The sequence below is a fragment of the Vibrio sp. Isolate24 genome, from assembly GCF_022398215.1.
Lineage (GTDB): Bacteria > Pseudomonadota > Gammaproteobacteria > Enterobacterales > Vibrionaceae > Vibrio > Vibrio coralliilyticus_A.
The window spans coordinates 1,322,909-1,338,714 of the sequence record NZ_JAKEUU010000001.1 but is presented as its reverse complement, the minus strand read 5'-3'; the positions used below and the strand labels follow the sequence as shown (position 1 = coordinate 1,338,714).

Here is a 15,806-nt window from a genome sequence, read left to right as displayed (position 1 = left end):
TCATACCTTAATCTGAGAAAACGTCATCAAAAACAATGAAAGAAGGACGGTTGAGGTTGTTGGCTTTGGTGTAGACAACAGCGTTAATTTCACCTGAGTTCGTCGCGAAGCCCGATTGACCCGTGACATTAACGATGGTGCCAATCGCCATACCTGAGATGGTTAAAAGCTTATCGTTAGTCTGGGTTAGGATTTCACTGAAGACATCAGGAAGAGATCGAGACATCACTTTCATACCATCTCTGTACCCTTGAACGCCTTCTTGTACTGCCGTCAGAGAGCGAGCCTCGGCTTGGGTTTGAATAAACTCTAAGCGCGTGTCCAACGCGGCAATCAAGTCATCGATAAAGCCACAAAGCTGTTGATTGATTAGAGTCCATAGAACCATCTGAAGGTGCTGTATGGTATTACCTGTACCCAGCAAACGAAGCTTAGCGAGTAACTCAGAAGGTGGCTCCAGAAGATCGGCCTGGAATAGGATGCGCAGGATATCGCCGTTCTTATGTACTTTCTCGAAAAGGAGTTCAAGCAGGGATTCGTACTTTTCTAGTGATTCAAGATCTTCCTGAATATGGAAAAGGGATGAAACGAAAGACTCGGAGAAATCGTTAGAATGGTTTTTGCTGACCACATGGGGTGACAAGATTCGGCTTTGTTCGTAGACCATAGCCTTGAAATCATCATCGCTAAAAGAAGGTGAGAGCAAGATGCCCCAGTCATTGGCAACACCAACTTTGTCCTCCCAAAACGGCGCTCTTCTCCCCGCAACAAAAGTACAAAAGTCATGAGAATCTTCGTAGGTTTCTGTAGGAACATTCACAGGTAGAGTTGCGTTTGGGGTATAGGTGTCTGTGGTCTCTTTTAGCACCAAGATACATTCTTTTAGTGGTAAGCCGCCGACGGTGCCACAACCTGTTGAGTCTAAAACCCCGCCACCAATTGAGCCGCCACCAGATTCTCTGAGTTCAAACGGTGCGTTAGCGTAAGGTTGGCCATTAGGGTATTTGCAAGTGAGATCCAGCGTATAAGTACCTTCCTGATCTTCGGTGACAGATACCGATGGGTTCTGTACACCGCCAAGACACATAGTATTCGCTTTGTTCATCGTCATCTGGTCTGTCAGACGACACACTCCAATGCCTTCCATTGTTACGGTCGGAGAAGCCGAGATAAATTCGGCTTCGGACTCAATCGTTCCAGACGACACGCCTTTTTTGTCACCGCCTGCATCCCCTGTACTGACTGCAAACTTGCTGCCTTTGATAGCGATGCTGTTGCCACCATCCATAGAGACAGTCGTGGTTCCATCGACAAGGTCGGCTGATTTTGCATTGTTACCATATGGAATGGGAACAACGGAAGGACCAACTGTGGTTAAACAAACATCGGGTAATGTGGCATTGGCTTCACCCCCCGATCCTTTATGGACCACGCTTAGCCCATTAGCACAAACTGTAACACCCATGACGCACCCTGAATTCTCATACAAAGATGGGTAATAATATAAAATAAAGCGCACATCAATCTCACCAAAAAACCAGTTAAAATGAATGGTTTAACGTTCTAAATAACTAAAATAAAAAATTTTGGCTGGATGTCTCACAAAAAGGGGGTTTAGCATTGTGAGGGGCGTCAATACTGGGGGGAGCATGACATATAGATAAGTGAATGTTAACGTCTGACTAATACATTTTTAATATATAATTAACCCACCCAAACGAGATGTAAATATGATTACAGCGTTGGCGATCAATAATTATCGTTCGATCCTAAATCTGGTTGTTCCACTAGGCAGATTGAATGTGATCACGGGAGCCAATGGCACTGGCAAATCCAATTTGTATAAAGCACTTCGTTTATTGGCGGATACAGCGCAAGGTGGTGTGGTGTCTGCGCTTGCGACTGAAGGTGGCCTAGATTCAACTTTCTGGGCGGGGCCGGAAAAGATAACCAATGCGATGAAGCGAGGTGAACACGCCGTTGAAGCCACCGTTAGGCAGAAGGTCAAACGTCTCAAGCTTGGCTTTGCGACAGAAGAGTTCAGTTACGCGATTTCTTTAGGTTTGCCAAAACCAACGACATCGATGTTTGGTTTTGACCCAGAGATAAAACGTGAATGTATTTGGAATGGCCCGTTGTATCGACCAGCTAGTGCGTTGATAGACCGAAACGGGCCAGCGATTAAAGCGCGTGAAGGACGAAAATGGCAGGTAATTTCAAGCCATATCGCTACTTATCATAGCTTGTTCGATCAAATTGCCGATCCAATGGCGACGCCTGAGGCGTTTATGCTGCGAGAAACGATTCGTGGCTGGCGCTTTTATGATCATTTCAGAACCGACAAAGACGCCCCCGCAAGACTGCCTCAGCTTGGAACTCGTACTCCGGTTTTGCATCATGATGGCCGCGATCTGGCTGCAGCCTTACAGACCATTATCGAAATTGGTGACAAAGAGGTGCTTTACAAGGCCATCGACTATGCCTTTCCCGGTGCCACTCTCCGCATCGTTAATCAGGCTGATGGCCGATTCTCGTTAGAGTTTTCGCAGCATGGTTTATTAAGGCCATTAAGTGGAGCTGAGTTGTCAGATGGGACTTTACGTTACTTGCTGTGGGTGGCCGCTCTTCTTACGCCTAGACCACCAAGCTTGATGATCCTTAATGAGCCAGAAACCAGCCTTCACCCAGATTTGTTACCTGCTTTAGCTCGTCTAATTTCTCACGCGGCAAAGAATACTCAAGTCTGGGTTGTGTCACATGCGCCTCGCTTGATTGCGGCTTTGGCTGACCACCCTGAATATCATGCAATCCAGTTGGATAAGGAGTTCGGCCAGACGATCATTCCGGATTTAGACCCTCTTTCATCTCCAAATTGGTACTGGCCTGATTCTTAACTAGAAAGACCTCTTTCTATTTCTACTTCACCAACATGGGGCAAATAATGACCAATGTTCCTCTCGCTGAAGGCTATTAATGGCTAAACTCAAAGTCATGTTCAGTGAAAGTGGTCTTTAGGGGAGGGCATAATGACAACCCAGAACATTCAGCACTTTTTTCATCCTGAGTCCGGCAGCTTGAGTTATGTGGTGGCAGATTCGGACACTAATGAGGCGATAGTGATTGATCCCGTTGCTGATTACGATGAGGAAAACTGTAAGATCAGCTTTGAATCCGCGCAGCAGATTATTGAGCACGTTAAACAAAATCAACTTCATGTCACCGCGATTCTTGAAACACATATTCATGCTGATCATTTGTCGGGTTCGTTCTATCTCAGTAAAGTACTACAAGCGCCTATCTACATTTCTGATCATGTCAAAGAGGTATACGCTAGCTGCAAGGATGATCTGTCACTTACCGATCTTTATCATTTTGAGCACTTCCTGTTGGAAAATGAACAACTGGATTTTGGCCATTCACATATAGAAGTATTAGAAACTCCCGGCCATCCACCATCTGATCTTACCTTTAAAATTGGTGATGCATTATTCGTGGGTGATTCACATCTTCATTCTGGAGAAGGGGATTTGGCTAAAGATAGCGACCCGACATTTGAGTCATTATCTAAGATATATGAACTCAAAGACTCGACCAAAGTGTACCTGTGTCATAATGAACCAAGCAGCCCGGATGAGTTGGTTTATAAGACGACACTTGGTGATGAATTGCGCGATCAGGGCTCTGTTCATCAGCCTAGCAGCAGAAACCCAAAGCTGCCGACCCCGAAGCTGGTAAGCTCCGCGCTAGAATATAACCTTACAGCGATGAGGCCACATACGTAGATGGAATTGCCACCACTGCGCAGGCCAGTGTTTGATGAGCTCTTAATGAATTTGTTGGTGAAATTCCGCTTATGGCGCTATAGCCGATGAACTGTGCGGTATTTTAAAAGGGGACGCTTGTCCCCTTTTTTATCAATTATTGTTTGAGTCCGCGCTCAACGTAATCGTAAACGTACTGCCTTGATTCGGTTCAGACATCAGTTGAATGTTGCCACCTAAGTTATCAACCATGGCTGCGGAAAGTGATAGGCCCAGTCCATAGCCTTCAATATTGCTGCGACTCGTATCAACGCGGTAGAGCCGCTCGAAAATCAAATCCTGATACTGTTTGTCGATACCAATACCTGTATCTGAGACAAGAATCTGAACATGATGATCACTGGTTGTATCGGCTTTTAGACTAACTTTTCCGCCTGTTTCGGTGTATTTAATTGCATTATCGACCAAGTTCACCAGCGCCTGTGTGAGTTTTTCTGGGTCTGACTGAATGATGAGATTGTCATCAGCCATTGCCTGCAATTGAATCTGTTTGTCATCCGCCACGTCTTCATACCAGCTCACAACGGTTTTCAGCACCTCAGAGACATTGGTTGAGGTGCTTTGTTGCTGACGCTTACCGGTGACCTCATCATTGAGCTTCATTAGAGCGGTCAGCATATTGCTGGCCTGCATTGCATATTCAGCGCAATCAGATAAAGCGTGCTCCATCTGCTGGGTGTCTTTGCTGTCTAACAGCGCGGATTGTGAAGAGAGCGTAATCCGTGACAAGGGAGTGCGGATATCATGAGCAATGGCATCGACGGTCGTATTGAGTGTAGTGGTGACATGGTGTAGTCGGGCGATAGCGTCATGCACGCTGGCACTGATGACGCTCAGCCCTTGCGGTGTGGCGGCTGGTTTGTCCGTCATCTCTAACTTGCCTTGGCTGAGCTTATCCAGCGAATCTCCTAGCGTAACCAGTGGTGACATCGCGCTGCGAATAATGCGGTGAGTGAACAAAGTAGTGATAGCAACCAACACAATTAAGGCGTACAAAGTCATCAGCCATTGTTTGTAGGCGATGGCGTAACGCGGTTGATTGTCGAGAACTAACCAAAAATCCAGCGTTTCTCCTTCAATCTTCAGCGACATATATGGGTTAATAATGAAAGCCGTGAACCAAGATTTATCATCTGTGACGTAATCATTGAGTTGGATGCCTGATGGCAAGTTGTTATCACCGGCGACAAAGTTGAGGCTGGCCGCAGGCTCTTTCGAAATAGAAAAGGCTGCGATATTGTTTTCAATCAGGCGATGCGGATTGGCAGTCATGACGTGAATCAGTTGATCGGCTGAATCGTAGGTAAGAATACGCTGGTATTCAGTGGCCATTGAGTTGAGGATTTTCTTTTCGGTGCGGTATAAATCGAAGAAGAACATCACTCCAACCACTATTTCAACCAGTATCAGGCACAGCAATAAGATCGCCATAAACCGCATCAGTAGTGTGTTGCGTGCCTTAGCCAGTGCCTGCTCAATGTTGTGACTTGAGGACATAGCCAACCCCTCTGAGTGTATGAATTAATGGGGTATCAAAGCCTTTGTCCACTTTGCTGCGTAAACGACACACCAGTACATCCACCACATTGGTCTGCGGATCAAACTGATGGCCCCAGACTTGCTCAAGAATGGCGGTTTTTGAAATGACGGTTTCAGGGTTTTCCAGCATCAGCTTGATCAACATGAATTCTCGTTGATTGAGTTGAATCGAGGCGCCATTTCTTTCAAGTGAGTGTTTGAGTAGGTCCAGCGATAGCTCACTGTAGCTCAATTGATAACTTTGCGCAGGGTTCTGTTGACCTCGGCGGGCCAGTGACTGACAGCGAGCCAGCAGTTCCGGAAAAGCGAACGGCTTAACCAGATAATCATCCGCACCCGATTGCAGCCCTTTGACTCTTTCATCTACAGAGTGTTTTGCGCTCAGGATGAGAACCGGTGTTGCATGGCCTTCTCCTCTTAGTTGAGCCAAGACTTCAAAGCCATCTTTTTGTGGCAGCATGATGTCGAGCACAATCACATCGTAAGATTCGCTGATGGCTTCATGCAATCCGTCAACGCCATTGGTGGCGTGCGTTATTGTACAGCCTTCCTGCTGAAAGCCATTGATAAGAAAGCGTGCTATGTGGGTGTCATCTTCAATCAAAAGTATTTTCATCAGCTGTCCATTTCCTTACTCTCCCTAAACAGTCCTTCATACTCTACCAACAACCTTTCATGAATTTAACCAAGATTACAGCTTTGTAATGATTGGGAAAGTCTTCAGTAATAGAGCCTTAGTTAGGATGTACCTGTCGAATCAAACAAGGTCTACCTTACAGGAGTGAACATGAAAACTATCAAACTTAGCGTACTAGCAGCGTCTCTTGGCTTCCTTTCAATGTCTTTCAATGCGTCAGCCGCAGATAAAGGCCACACCGTATCAGTGACGCAAATTTCGTCTCAGTCCGCTTTCAGTCTGGCAAAAGAAGCCGTTAATCAATGTGAAGCGAAAGGCTACAAAGTATCAGCGACAGTGGTTGACCTGTCAGGCAATGTACTGGCTCAACTCCGTTCAGATGGTGCAGGCATCCACACCTTAGACAGTTCACGCAAGAAAGCCTTTACTGTGACCAGCATGAAACAGCCGTCAGGCAACCTGATGAAGCTGATCGCTGACCAGCCAATTATGCAGCCTTTGCAAAATATGGATGACAACTTGCTGTTCTTAGCGGGTGGTGTTTCTGTTCAGCTTGATGGCAACCTAATCGGTGCAGTTGGTGTAGGTGGAGCACCGGGTGGTCACCTAGATGTGGAATGCGCTGATGCCGCAATCAAAAAAGTGTTCTAATTTGAGTTAACCACTGCCTTTGAGTGAACTCAATTCCCCGACCAGAGACACTGGTCGGGGTTTGTTTGTATCTGAAGGTTAAGCATGAATCTGTTGGATTTTAAACTGCTCACACTGATTGAACTGGGCAAACTCCGACAGCTCTTGTTCGAGGGCAGAGTGAAAGTCATCTCGCTTTCTCAGTGTGGGTTCGATATGTAAGCTTAGCGCCTGAAGTGTCGAGGTTGGCTTGTCTACTTTGCAATCAACACGAGCGACTAACTTTCCATCCCACATGACAGGTAGGCAGAAGTAACCAAACTGGCGTTTATCCGCTGGCACATAGCACTCAAGCAAATAATCGAAGTTGAAAATTTTCTGAGCACGTTTTCTCTGGATCAGTAGATTATCAAACGGAGAGAGTATTTTGGCCTTCTGGCGATTGAGGCGCTTACCGAGCAAATCCAACGCGCCGTGGAACGTGTAATAGGTATGGCCGTCGACCTTAAAAGGGAAAATTTCACCTTGTTGGCACAATTGCTTCATCGTGTTGCTGACCAGCTGCTTAGTGTTTTTGAGTAGGTAATTGATTTCCGACAGATGACCAAAACCATGCGCTCTGAGGTAATTCATCACTAGATAACGCCCATATTCTTCATCGCTTGGCATTGTGGTATCTATTCCTGGCGGCAGGACTCGTTCTGTCAGGTCATACACTTTATGGAAGTTGCGCCTCTCAGTGATCATTAGATCACCTTGCATGTAGAGATTCTCCAACGCCTGCTTCGTGGGTTTGGTTCCCCAGCCCTGTTTTTTGACGCCCGCAGACTCAAAGTCTTTTGCCATTAATGGCCCTTCGTGCTCAATTCGACTCATGATGTCATTCATCAACTGGTTGTCGCGGCGATACCAATGATTCTGGTCTCCGGATTTTATGGCCTGTTTACGTGGCAGAGTGAAGCGATAATCTCGCATGGGTAAATAAGCGGCGGCATGAGACCAGTATTCAAACACAGAACGATTTTTTACCAGCTTATCGAGGTGATTGGGTTGATACTTTGAATTGCGGCTCCACAAGGTATGATGGTGGGCGCGCTGGACGACCGAGATAGTGTCGATTTGCACATAACCGATACGCTCAAATGTTGAAAGCGTGTTCTGTAACGCGCCGCCTGATTTTGGGCTTTGTGGCAAACCTTGAGAGAGTAGCGCGAGCTTTTGAGCCTGCGCAATTGAGAGTGTTTCCATACTGAAGTGAATCCTGTATCTACCCCGTCAGGGTATGAATGCCTGTATAATTAGCAGTGTAATCTCGATACACCAGTGTAATGAAAACGCCTGAATTATTCGTTGGGAAAGATCGAATTATGAGGGAAAGAATAAAAAGCCCCAGCGTGATGCTAGGGCTGAATTAGGTTTATTCACCGAGTGCTTTTTTCGCCAAACGCGCGGCGGCGTGTTTATGTCGGTTGAGAAGTTGATGCAAGTCGACACCAATCACTTCACTATTGAGAACGCGCCAGTGGCCCGCGACCATAACTCGATCTGCTTGCTGTGCGCCACATAAGATCAGAGCGGCTAACGGATCGTGACTGCCAGAAAAACGTATGTCATCGAGCTTGAACATAGCAAGATCGGCTTGTTTTCCGACGGCCAGCTCACCGATGTCGCTACGCCCCATGGCACGAGCAGAGCCTTGTGTTGCCCAGCGAAGGGCGTCGAAATGGGTGACATTGGCTGAGCCGTATTGTAATCGTTGCAAGTACATCGCCATGCGAACTTCGGCAATCATGTTGGAGCCGTCGTTGGATGCCGAACCGTCGACACCTAAACCCACTTTGACGCCAGCGGCTTCCAAATCGTTGTTTTTGCAGATCCCCGATGCCAACATCATGTTCGATGTCGGACAATGGCTGATCCCCACGCCTGCTTCGCCAAGACGGCGAATCTCTTCTTGATTGAAATGAATACCGTGTGCCAGCCAGGTTCTATTATTTAGCCAACCAACGTCTTTAAGGTAATCTACGGGTCTCAGGCCGAATTTCTCCAAACAGAAATCTTCTTCGTCGAGTGTTTCACACAAATGCGTGTGCATCATGACGTTTTCTTGCGCGGCAATGTAGGCAGTTTCCTTCATCAGATCTGTTGTCACTGAGAAAGGTGAACATGGCGCAAGGGCGATTTGCGTCATGGCGCCATCGTGATGCTGGTGGTACTGGCGAATCAAGCGCTGGCTATCATCGACAATTGCTTGTTCCGTCTGAATGGTGTGACGAGGCGGAAGGCCTCCGTCATCTTCACCAAGGCTCATTGAACCGCGGGTAAAGATGGCTCGTACGCCGAGTTTCTGCGCCGCTTCAACCTGAAGAACAATCGCATGTTCGAGTCCGTTTGGCAGTAGGTAGTGATGATCGGATGCCGTGGTGCAGCCAGATAGCATCAGTTCCACCAGTGCCAGTTCAGTCGCGACACTCATCATCTCTTCGTCGAGATTCGCCCACACTGGGTACAGGCTTTGCAGCCAGTGGAACAGTTCTTTGTTCAAGGCATCAGGATAGGCGCGAGTCAGGGTCTGGTAGAAGTGATGGTGGGCATTGATTAAACCGGGGGTCACCACATGATGTGAGGCGTCGACGACGTAATCTATCTGATGAGATGGCGTCTCATTTTTTGCAATAAGTTCGACAATCTTGTTTCCCTGCACCACCAAGCCGCCTTGCGCGTCTTGATGATTTGCAGTGTAAATTGCCAGTGGATTCTTAATCCAGATGGTTTCCATTCATAGTAATCCTTAGCCATCTCAGCCATTTCAGGGGAGAGGGTCTTGCTCGATTTTAGGTTGAGTTATTGCCAGACTTGTCTGACGCTAAGTGTGTTTCGGTTGCTTCTAGAGAGGAGCAACCAAAACAGTCGTTATTCTTGCTGAGCTTTCAACGGGCTTTGTGCGTCTGGTGTTTGCTCTTCTTTCTTAGACAGTGCCAGCTCTTCTTGTACTTGATCGCGACTCTCTTTGAGAGCATCGCGCTCTTCTCTGCGGCTCGATTTAGGTAACAGTTGGTGCAGGAGAACGGTTGCGATGGTGCCCGTTGTGATGCCTGAATGAAGGAAATTAGCTATATCATGGGGTAAGTGCTGCAGCAGACGAGGCTCAAAAGTGACTGCCAGACCAGAAGCAAGGCCAACACAAATCACCAGTGCATTACGTTTGGTATCAGCAGCTTTGATCAGCATACGAATCCCAGCGTAAGCGATCATGCCGAACATGACAAAACCGACGCCGCCCAATACCGGCTTAGGAATAGTGACGGCAATCGCAGCCAGTTTCGGAAAGAGTCCACCGAGAATAAGCAAACCACCGGTTGCGGCGACGACAAATCGGCTGGCAACGCCCGTAATGCCGACAATACCGACGTTTTGACTGAAAGAAGCCAGTGGCATCGCGGTAAGAATTGCGGCAAGCGTACTGCCGAGGCCATCACCCAGCAAGCCACGTTGTAAGTCTTTACCTGACACTTGCTTATTACAGTTGTTGGCGAGCGCCATGAAGTCGCCTGTGGCTTCTGCGATCACGACGATGTAAACCAAACTCATGCTGACAATCGCGCTGGCGTGAAAGCTTAAACCGTATTTAAGCGGTTCTGGGCCACCGACCCAAGCCGCAGTCGAAACGTCATCCAGATTAACCATACCCATAGAAAGAGCAACGATGTAGCCACCTGCGAGACCTATTACAATCGCTGATGCCGCTACCGCCCCTTTACAGTACACCGATACCGCGACGACAATACCCAGTGACACTATGGCGAGGAAAAGCTTGGGTAGTGTCGCGAAGTTTTCACTAGCCGCAGGCGCATCACCGACCCAGTTCATTGCGACTGGTAATATGGTTAAACCTATCAAGGTGACGACTACGCCACTGACCACGGTCGGGAAGAGTTTGCGTACCTTGTCCATATAAAAGCTGGCGAAAATCACCACCAGTGAGCCGACTAGCGCCGAGCCCATAATACTAGCGACTCCTCCTTCACGGCCAATTGCAATGGCGACGCCAAGAAAGGCAAAACTGGACCCCATCACTACGGGTAAGCGAATGCCAATTGGGCCAAAGCCGAGGCACTGGGCCATAGTCACGATACCGGAAGCGAGCAAAGCTGCATTGATCAGAGAAACAATTTCTTCGTTGGGCAGCCCAATAGAGGCGCCGACGATGAGGGGAACGGCAACGATGCCGCCAATCGACGCCAGCATATGCTGGAGTGCTAGGAGTAAAGTGATGCCATGAGGCGGTTTTTGGTTAAGCGTGTACAGAAGTTTCATTTGTTTACCTCAGAGAGAGTTGGCGGTTTCGGTTATCTCTCGTTGAATGGTCAATTGCACCACTCAACAGGTGACAGACTTCTACAAACTGCGTAGGGTCGACGGATGTTTCACCTGAGTAGGTACTCAGGTGAACTGATAAAGATATTGATGATTAGATGTAAATTAGCTTGGCAACGAAGATAACTGTCAGGATGTACATCGAGATAGAGACGTCTTTGGTTTTACCCGTGGCAACTTTGAGCACAGTATAAGTGATGAAGCCTAACGCGATGCCATTAGCAATCGAGAAGGTCAGTGGCATCATCAGTGCGGTAATCGCAGCCGGAGCGCCATTGGTGAAATCTTTCCAGTCGACGTGCTGCATGCTGCTCATCATCACAAAGGCCACATAGATCAGTGCGCCAGCTGTCGCGTATGATGGGATCATCCCCGCCAGAGGCGATAGGAATATGGCCGCGAGGAAAAGAACAGCAACCACTATGGCAGACAGACCTGTACGAGCACCTGCAGCTACACCTGCGGCGCTTTCAACGTAGCTAGTAACCGGAGGACAACCTACACACGCACCTGCCACACTAGAGATACTGTCGGCTTTGAGTGCTTTGCTTAAGCCTTCAATCTTACCTGTTTCCTTGTTGATCAAGTGTGCTCGCTCTGCCACACCCATCAGTGTACCAGCGGTATCGAACATGTTAACGAACAAGAAGGCCAGAATCACGCTTACCATTGAGATGTTAAATGCGCCAGAAATGTCCATGGCCATAAAGGTTGGCGCAATACTTGGTGGTGCAGAGAAGAAGCCGTTGTAATGCACCAGCCCTAGCATCATACCGATCAGAGTAACACTCAGAATGCCGATCAGAACTGCACCGAAGACTTTACGTTCGCTGAGCACAGCGATGATCAGGAATGCGATGGCAGCGAGCATAGCATCTGGCTTAGTAAAATCACCTAATGAGACCAAAGTTGCTGGGTTTTCGACAACAATACCTGCGGTTTTAAGACCAATCAGACCAAGAAACAGTCCGACACCGGCTGTCATAGAGAAGCGTAAGCTTTCAGGAATACTTTCGATGATCCACTGACGAATCTTATAGAAGCTCATCCCGACAAACAGGATACCAGAGAGGAAAACGGCACCCAGTGCCACTTCCCAACTGTAACCCATTTCGCTGACAACGGTGAATGAGAAAAACGCGTTGAGGCCCATACCCGGTGCCAGACCGACAGGCCAGTTAGCAAACAGCCCCATTAACAGACAGCCGATGGCTGCACCGATACAGGTTGCGACAAAGACGGCGCCTGAATCCATTCCAGAAGCAGCCATTATCTGAGGGTTGACGAAAATGATGTACGCCATAGTGGCAAAAGTGGTGATCCCCCCGACCATTTCGTTTTTGACACTGGTTCCATGGGCTTTTAATTTGAAAAAACGCTCTAAAAAGCCACTAGGTTGACCTTCGGTATTGAGCACTTCTGCTTTGCTTTCATTCATGTCAGCAAGTCCTTTTATTTTGATGTTTCCTTAATTGAAGACCGCACTTCGCCAGGACGTCTCTGTCTCAGACGAACTTCAACTTTCCCGATTGAGTAGTGTTATGACGCTGTTAGGTGATGGTGAGTATTCGCGTTAACTGCCTCGATAGGTCGAGAAACTATAAGGGGAAACCAATAACGGAACATGATAATGGGCGTGTTTTTCATTCAACCCGAAACGGATCACAACATCATCAAGGAAAGCAATCTCTCCAAGATCGACATCCTTATTGCGGAAATAATCAGCAACGTGAAAAACAAGCTGATACTTACCAAGCTCAAAAGCTTCGCCTTCTAATACAGGCGAGTCAGTACGGCCATCGAAGTTGGTGGTAACCGTTTTAATCTTGGTAAGGTTGTCATCTTCCACTCGGAACAGTTCAACTTTGATGTCTGCTCCTGGCAGGCCATGCATTGTATCCAATACGTGTGTGGTTAGTTTTCCCATAATTCCTGTTCGCGCGTCGCGCTCTCCTTAGCTTTGAAGTGAACTAAAATTGTATACAAAGATGTTTTAAAACTTTGTTGGATACCTATATATGTACACAAAATATTCGGATAGTAAAGCTTGTTGTTATAAAAATGTTATTAAAGAATAATTGAGAAAATCAAATTTGTGAACTGTTGATGGCTAGAGGTTAGGCAGGATTGATTTCTAATATATTGATTAATATAGGTATATTAACAAAAAGTAACTTTAGCAACAAAATCTTTACATTAAGATATTTTATTGTATACAATGAATGTATGAAGTTGATGTGGCGTAGCCATCACGCCGAGCTTTTTAAGGAGAGCCTGAATGGATAAGGATTATTCACGAGATCTTGTTGGCTATGGGGCAAATCCTCCCCACCCCAAATGGCCGGGCGGTGCTCGTATCGCAGTGTCATTTGTGTTGAATTATGAAGAAGGCGGTGAGCGCTGCCTGTTGCACGGAGATGACGAGTCCGAAGCTTTTCTATCTGAAATTCCAGCAGCTCAGCCGATCAAAGGTGAGCGCCATATCAGTATGGAATCTATCTATGAATATGGTAGTCGTGCTGGCGTATGGCGCGTATTACGCCTGTTTGATGAATACGAAATCCCCTTAACTGTTTTTGCGGTGGCGATGGCGATTGAACGACACCCTGACGTGGCAGAAGCTATGATGCAAGCAGGCCATGAAATTTGCAGCCATGGTTATCGCTGGATTGATTATCAGTATATGGATGAGTCACAAGAGCGTGACCACATGGTAAAAGCGATTGAAATCATCAAAGCAATCACAGGTAGCAGACCACTTGGCTGGTATACAGGTCGAACTGGGCCAAACACCCGTCGTTTAGTGGCGGAAGAAGGCGGATTCTTATACGACTCCGATGCCTATGATGACGATTTGCCGTATTGGCACACCGAAGCGGGTCGTCCGCAACTGGTGATCCCATACACTTTGGATGTCAACGACATGCGTTTTGCTACCGCTCAGGGATTCAACTCTGGCGAGCAATTTTTCCAGTACCTGAAAGACACGTTTGACACTCTCTATGAAGAGGGTGAAGTGGCACCGAAGATGATGTCGGTTGGGTTGCATTGTCGCTTGATTGGCCGACCTGGTCGTCTGGCCTCACTCAAACGCTTTCTTGATTATGTAAAACAGCACGATGATGTGTGGCTATGTCGCCGCATTGATATTGCTCGACACTGGCATGAACACCACCCATACACACCAAAAAAGGAGAAGTAATATGACCGAATTTCGTACCTGTAAACCATCGGAGATGGCTCGCGCGGAATTTGTCTCGCATTTTGGTGATGTCTATGAGCACAGTCCATGGGTCGCTGAAGCTGTATATGACAAAGGGCTGAGCGTCGACGATAACAAGATTGAACATCTGCATCAGCGTATGGCTGAAACTTTACTGGGTGCAGAGAAAGCACAGCAGTTGGATTTAATTAACGCTCACCCGGATCTAGCCGGTCGTGCAGCCGTCAATGGGGAACTGACCGCCGCCTCTACTGCTGAACAAGCAGGGGCGGGCATTGATCAATGCTCTGCGGAAGAGTTCGAGAAATTTACCACTTATAACAACAGCTACAAAAGTCGCTTCAACTTTCCCTTCATCATGGCAGTGAAAGGGGCCAATCGTTACCAAATTCTTGAGTCGTTCGAGATGCGATTAGGAAATGATAGTGAAACTGAGTTTGCTACTGCGATTCAGGAAATCAACAAGATTGCCTTGTTTCGCCTACGAGATATGTAAGTCACTGAGCTGGCGACTATCTCGTAATAACGCTCTTTAGGAGCAGATAACTGACTCACTTAACCTATTTTTGATTAATTGGAAGGATGAAGGAAATGTCCTTAGATTTTGAACAATACATTAACCTTGCTGATGACAAACTGGGCGCACAAGCTATCTACGCGACCGATGATTTCTTTGCGGATAAAAGCCGCCTTTTACGCCGTGAAGCGCCGGAGTGGAAGGAAGGTGTTTATGACGACAATGGAAAATGGATGGATGGCTGGGAAAGCCGCCGTAAGCGTGGCGAAGGCTACGACTATTGTGTGATTCGTCTAGGCTTAGCTGGCACGATTGCAGGCGTTGATATCGATACCTCTTTCTTTACGGGTAACTTCCCACCATCGGCATCCATCGATGCGTGTTATTCACCTGATGGCGACCCAACGGATGCCACTGAGTGGCAAGAAATTCTGCCGTCAATGAGCTTGCAAGGCGACCATCATCACCTTGAGCAAATTGAAAGCGACGAAGTGTTCACTCACTTACGTCTTAACATCTATCCAGATGGCGGTGTTGCACGTCTTCGTGTTTACGGCCGACCAAGCGTGGATTGGGACCGCATTGATGCTCAGCAGAAAGTGGACTTAGCCGCTGTTGAAAATGGTGGTCGTGCGTTGGCATGTAGTGACGAGCACTATGGTAATAAATCAAACATTCTTGGCCCTGGACGAGGCGAAAATATGGGGGATGGCTGGGAAACCGCACGTCGACGTACTCCAGGGAATGACTGGGTGATCGTTGCGCTGGGCCATGCTGGCAATATTGACCGTGTTGTGGTGGATACTGCGCACTTTAAAGGCAACTTCCCAGACAGCTGCTCTATTCAGGCGGCCTACGTTAAAGGTGGCACGGATGACCAAGTAGCGACACAAAGCCTGTTCTGGCGTGAACTTTTGCCTGCGCAGAAGCTCAAGGCACACGACATTCATGAGTTTGTCTCTGAAGTGAATGAACTGGGTGCTGTGACGCACGTTCGTCTGAATATCTTCCCGGATGGTGGTATTAGCCGCCTGCGTTTATTTGGAACTAAAGCGGAATAAG

14 protein-coding genes are annotated in these 15,806 nt (G+C 47.5%); 6 read left to right on the top strand and 8 right to left on the bottom strand.

What is annotated here, in order from left to right; genetic code table 11:
* Positions 1-7: 7 nt before the first annotated feature.
* Complete coding sequence (locus L1D23_RS05820; RefSeq protein ID WP_239864799.1) at positions 8-1,465, bottom strand: DUF4150 domain-containing protein; 1,458 nt, start codon at positions 1,463-1,465, stop codon at positions 8-10.
* 265 nt (positions 1,466-1,730) lie between these two features.
* Between L1D23_RS05820 and L1D23_RS05815 the strand changes: the two genes are divergently transcribed.
* Both L1D23_RS05815 and L1D23_RS05810 read left to right on the top strand, forming a co-directional pair.
* Complete coding sequence (locus tag L1D23_RS05815) at positions 1,731-2,894, top strand: AAA family ATPase (RefSeq protein WP_239864798.1); 1,164 nt, start codon at positions 1,731-1,733, stop codon at positions 2,892-2,894.
* Between the two features lie 132 nt (positions 2,895-3,026).
* Positions 3,027-3,782 (top strand): MBL fold metallo-hydrolase, encoded by a 756-nt coding sequence (locus L1D23_RS05810; RefSeq protein ID WP_239864797.1) that lies wholly within the window; start codon positions 3,027-3,029, stop codon positions 3,780-3,782.
* A gap of 132 nt (positions 3,783-3,914) precedes the next feature.
* Here the strand turns inward: L1D23_RS05810 and L1D23_RS05805 are convergent, their stop codons facing one another.
* A complete protein-coding gene (locus tag L1D23_RS05805) occupies positions 3,915-5,318 on the bottom strand; it encodes a HAMP domain-containing sensor histidine kinase (RefSeq protein WP_239864796.1) in 1,404 nt (467 codons plus the stop codon).
* The gene (locus tag L1D23_RS05800) at positions 5,296-5,976 is read right to left on the bottom strand and encodes a response regulator transcription factor (RefSeq protein WP_006961865.1); all 681 of its coding nucleotides are present in this window, start codon (positions 5,974-5,976) and stop codon (positions 5,296-5,298) included. The genes L1D23_RS05805 and L1D23_RS05800 overlap by 23 nt, the downstream gene beginning before the upstream one ends.
* 171 nt (positions 5,977-6,147) lie before the next feature.
* Between L1D23_RS05800 and L1D23_RS05795 the strand changes: the two genes are divergently transcribed.
* Positions 6,148-6,648, top strand: coding sequence for a heme-binding protein (locus L1D23_RS05795; protein ID WP_239864795.1), 501 nt, complete (start codon positions 6,148-6,150; stop codon positions 6,646-6,648).
* 78 nt (positions 6,649-6,726) lie between these two features.
* Here the strand turns inward: L1D23_RS05795 and L1D23_RS05790 are convergent, their stop codons facing one another.
* The 5 genes from L1D23_RS05790 to uraH form a co-directional block, all read right to left on the bottom strand.
* Positions 6,727-7,875 (bottom strand): crosslink repair DNA glycosylase YcaQ family protein, encoded by a 1,149-nt coding sequence (locus L1D23_RS05790; protein WP_239864794.1) that lies wholly within the window; start codon positions 7,873-7,875, stop codon positions 6,727-6,729.
* Positions 7,876-8,044: 169 nt separating this feature from the next.
* Entirely contained in the window at positions 8,045-9,406 is a 1,362-nt protein-coding gene (locus tag L1D23_RS05785) for an 8-oxoguanine deaminase (RefSeq protein ID WP_239864793.1), read from the bottom strand.
* 134 nt (positions 9,407-9,540) lie between these two features.
* On the bottom strand, positions 9,541-10,944 hold the full coding sequence (locus L1D23_RS05780) for a nucleobase:cation symporter-2 family protein (RefSeq protein WP_239864792.1): 1,404 nt from the start codon (positions 10,942-10,944) through the stop codon (positions 9,541-9,543).
* A 154-nt stretch (positions 10,945-11,098) separates the two neighbouring features.
* Positions 11,099-12,442, bottom strand: a complete 1,344-nt coding sequence (locus L1D23_RS05775; protein ID WP_239864790.1) for an NCS2 family permease — start codon at positions 12,440-12,442, stop codon at positions 11,099-11,101.
* A 135-nt stretch (positions 12,443-12,577) separates the two neighbouring features.
* A complete protein-coding gene (uraH, locus tag L1D23_RS05770) occupies positions 12,578-12,931 on the bottom strand; it encodes a hydroxyisourate hydrolase (RefSeq protein ID WP_239864788.1) in 354 nt (117 codons plus the stop codon).
* 351 nt (positions 12,932-13,282) lie between these two features.
* On the opposite strand from uraH, the gene puuE reads away from it, so the two are divergent.
* The 3 genes from puuE to alc all read left to right on the top strand — a co-directional run bounded on the left by puuE (position 13,283) and on the right by alc (position 15,805).
* Positions 13,283-14,206 (top strand): allantoinase PuuE, encoded by a 924-nt coding sequence (gene puuE, locus L1D23_RS05765; RefSeq protein WP_239864785.1) that lies wholly within the window; start codon positions 13,283-13,285, stop codon positions 14,204-14,206.
* 1 nt (position 14,207) lies between these two features.
* A complete protein-coding gene (gene uraD / locus L1D23_RS05760) occupies positions 14,208-14,723 on the top strand; it encodes a 2-oxo-4-hydroxy-4-carboxy-5-ureidoimidazoline decarboxylase (protein WP_239864782.1) in 516 nt (171 codons plus the stop codon).
* A 95-nt stretch (positions 14,724-14,818) separates the two neighbouring features.
* The gene (alc, locus tag L1D23_RS05755) at positions 14,819-15,805 is read left to right on the top strand and encodes an allantoicase (protein ID WP_021455252.1); all 987 of its coding nucleotides are present in this window, start codon (positions 14,819-14,821) and stop codon (positions 15,803-15,805) included.
* The last annotated feature ends 1 nt before the right edge of the window (position 15,806 follow it).

Coding starts and splice junctions, on each gene's coding strand:
- L1D23_RS05820 (WP_239864799.1), bottom strand. CDS start 1,465: ATGGGTGTTACAGTTTGTGCTAATGGGCTAAGCGTGGTCCATAAAGGA.
- L1D23_RS05815 (WP_239864798.1), top strand. CDS start 1,731: ATGATTACAGCGTTGGCGATCAATAATTATCGTTCGATCCTAAATCTG.
- L1D23_RS05810 (WP_239864797.1), top strand. CDS start 3,027: ATGACAACCCAGAACATTCAGCACTTTTTTCATCCTGAGTCCGGCAGC.
- L1D23_RS05805 (WP_239864796.1), bottom strand. CDS start 5,318: ATGTCCTCAAGTCACAACATTGAGCAGGCACTGGCTAAGGCACGCAAC.
- L1D23_RS05800 (WP_006961865.1), bottom strand. CDS start 5,976: ATGAAAATACTTTTGATTGAAGATGACACCCACATAGCACGCTTTCTT.
- L1D23_RS05795 (WP_239864795.1), top strand. CDS start 6,148: ATGAAAACTATCAAACTTAGCGTACTAGCAGCGTCTCTTGGCTTCCTT.
- L1D23_RS05790 (WP_239864794.1), bottom strand. CDS start 7,875: ATGGAAACACTCTCAATTGCGCAGGCTCAAAAGCTCGCGCTACTCTCT.
- L1D23_RS05785 (WP_239864793.1), bottom strand. CDS start 9,406: ATGGAAACCATCTGGATTAAGAATCCACTGGCAATTTACACTGCAAAT.
- L1D23_RS05780 (WP_239864792.1), bottom strand. CDS start 10,944: ATGAAACTTCTGTACACGCTTAACCAAAAACCGCCTCATGGCATCACT.
- L1D23_RS05775 (WP_239864790.1), bottom strand. CDS start 12,442: ATGAATGAAAGCAAAGCAGAAGTGCTCAATACCGAAGGTCAACCTAGT.
- uraH (WP_239864788.1), bottom strand. CDS start 12,931: ATGGGAAAACTAACCACACACGTATTGGATACAATGCATGGCCTGCCA.
- puuE (WP_239864785.1), top strand. CDS start 13,283: ATGGATAAGGATTATTCACGAGATCTTGTTGGCTATGGGGCAAATCCT.
- uraD (WP_239864782.1), top strand. CDS start 14,208: ATGACCGAATTTCGTACCTGTAAACCATCGGAGATGGCTCGCGCGGAA.
- alc (WP_021455252.1), top strand. CDS start 14,819: ATGTCCTTAGATTTTGAACAATACATTAACCTTGCTGATGACAAACTG.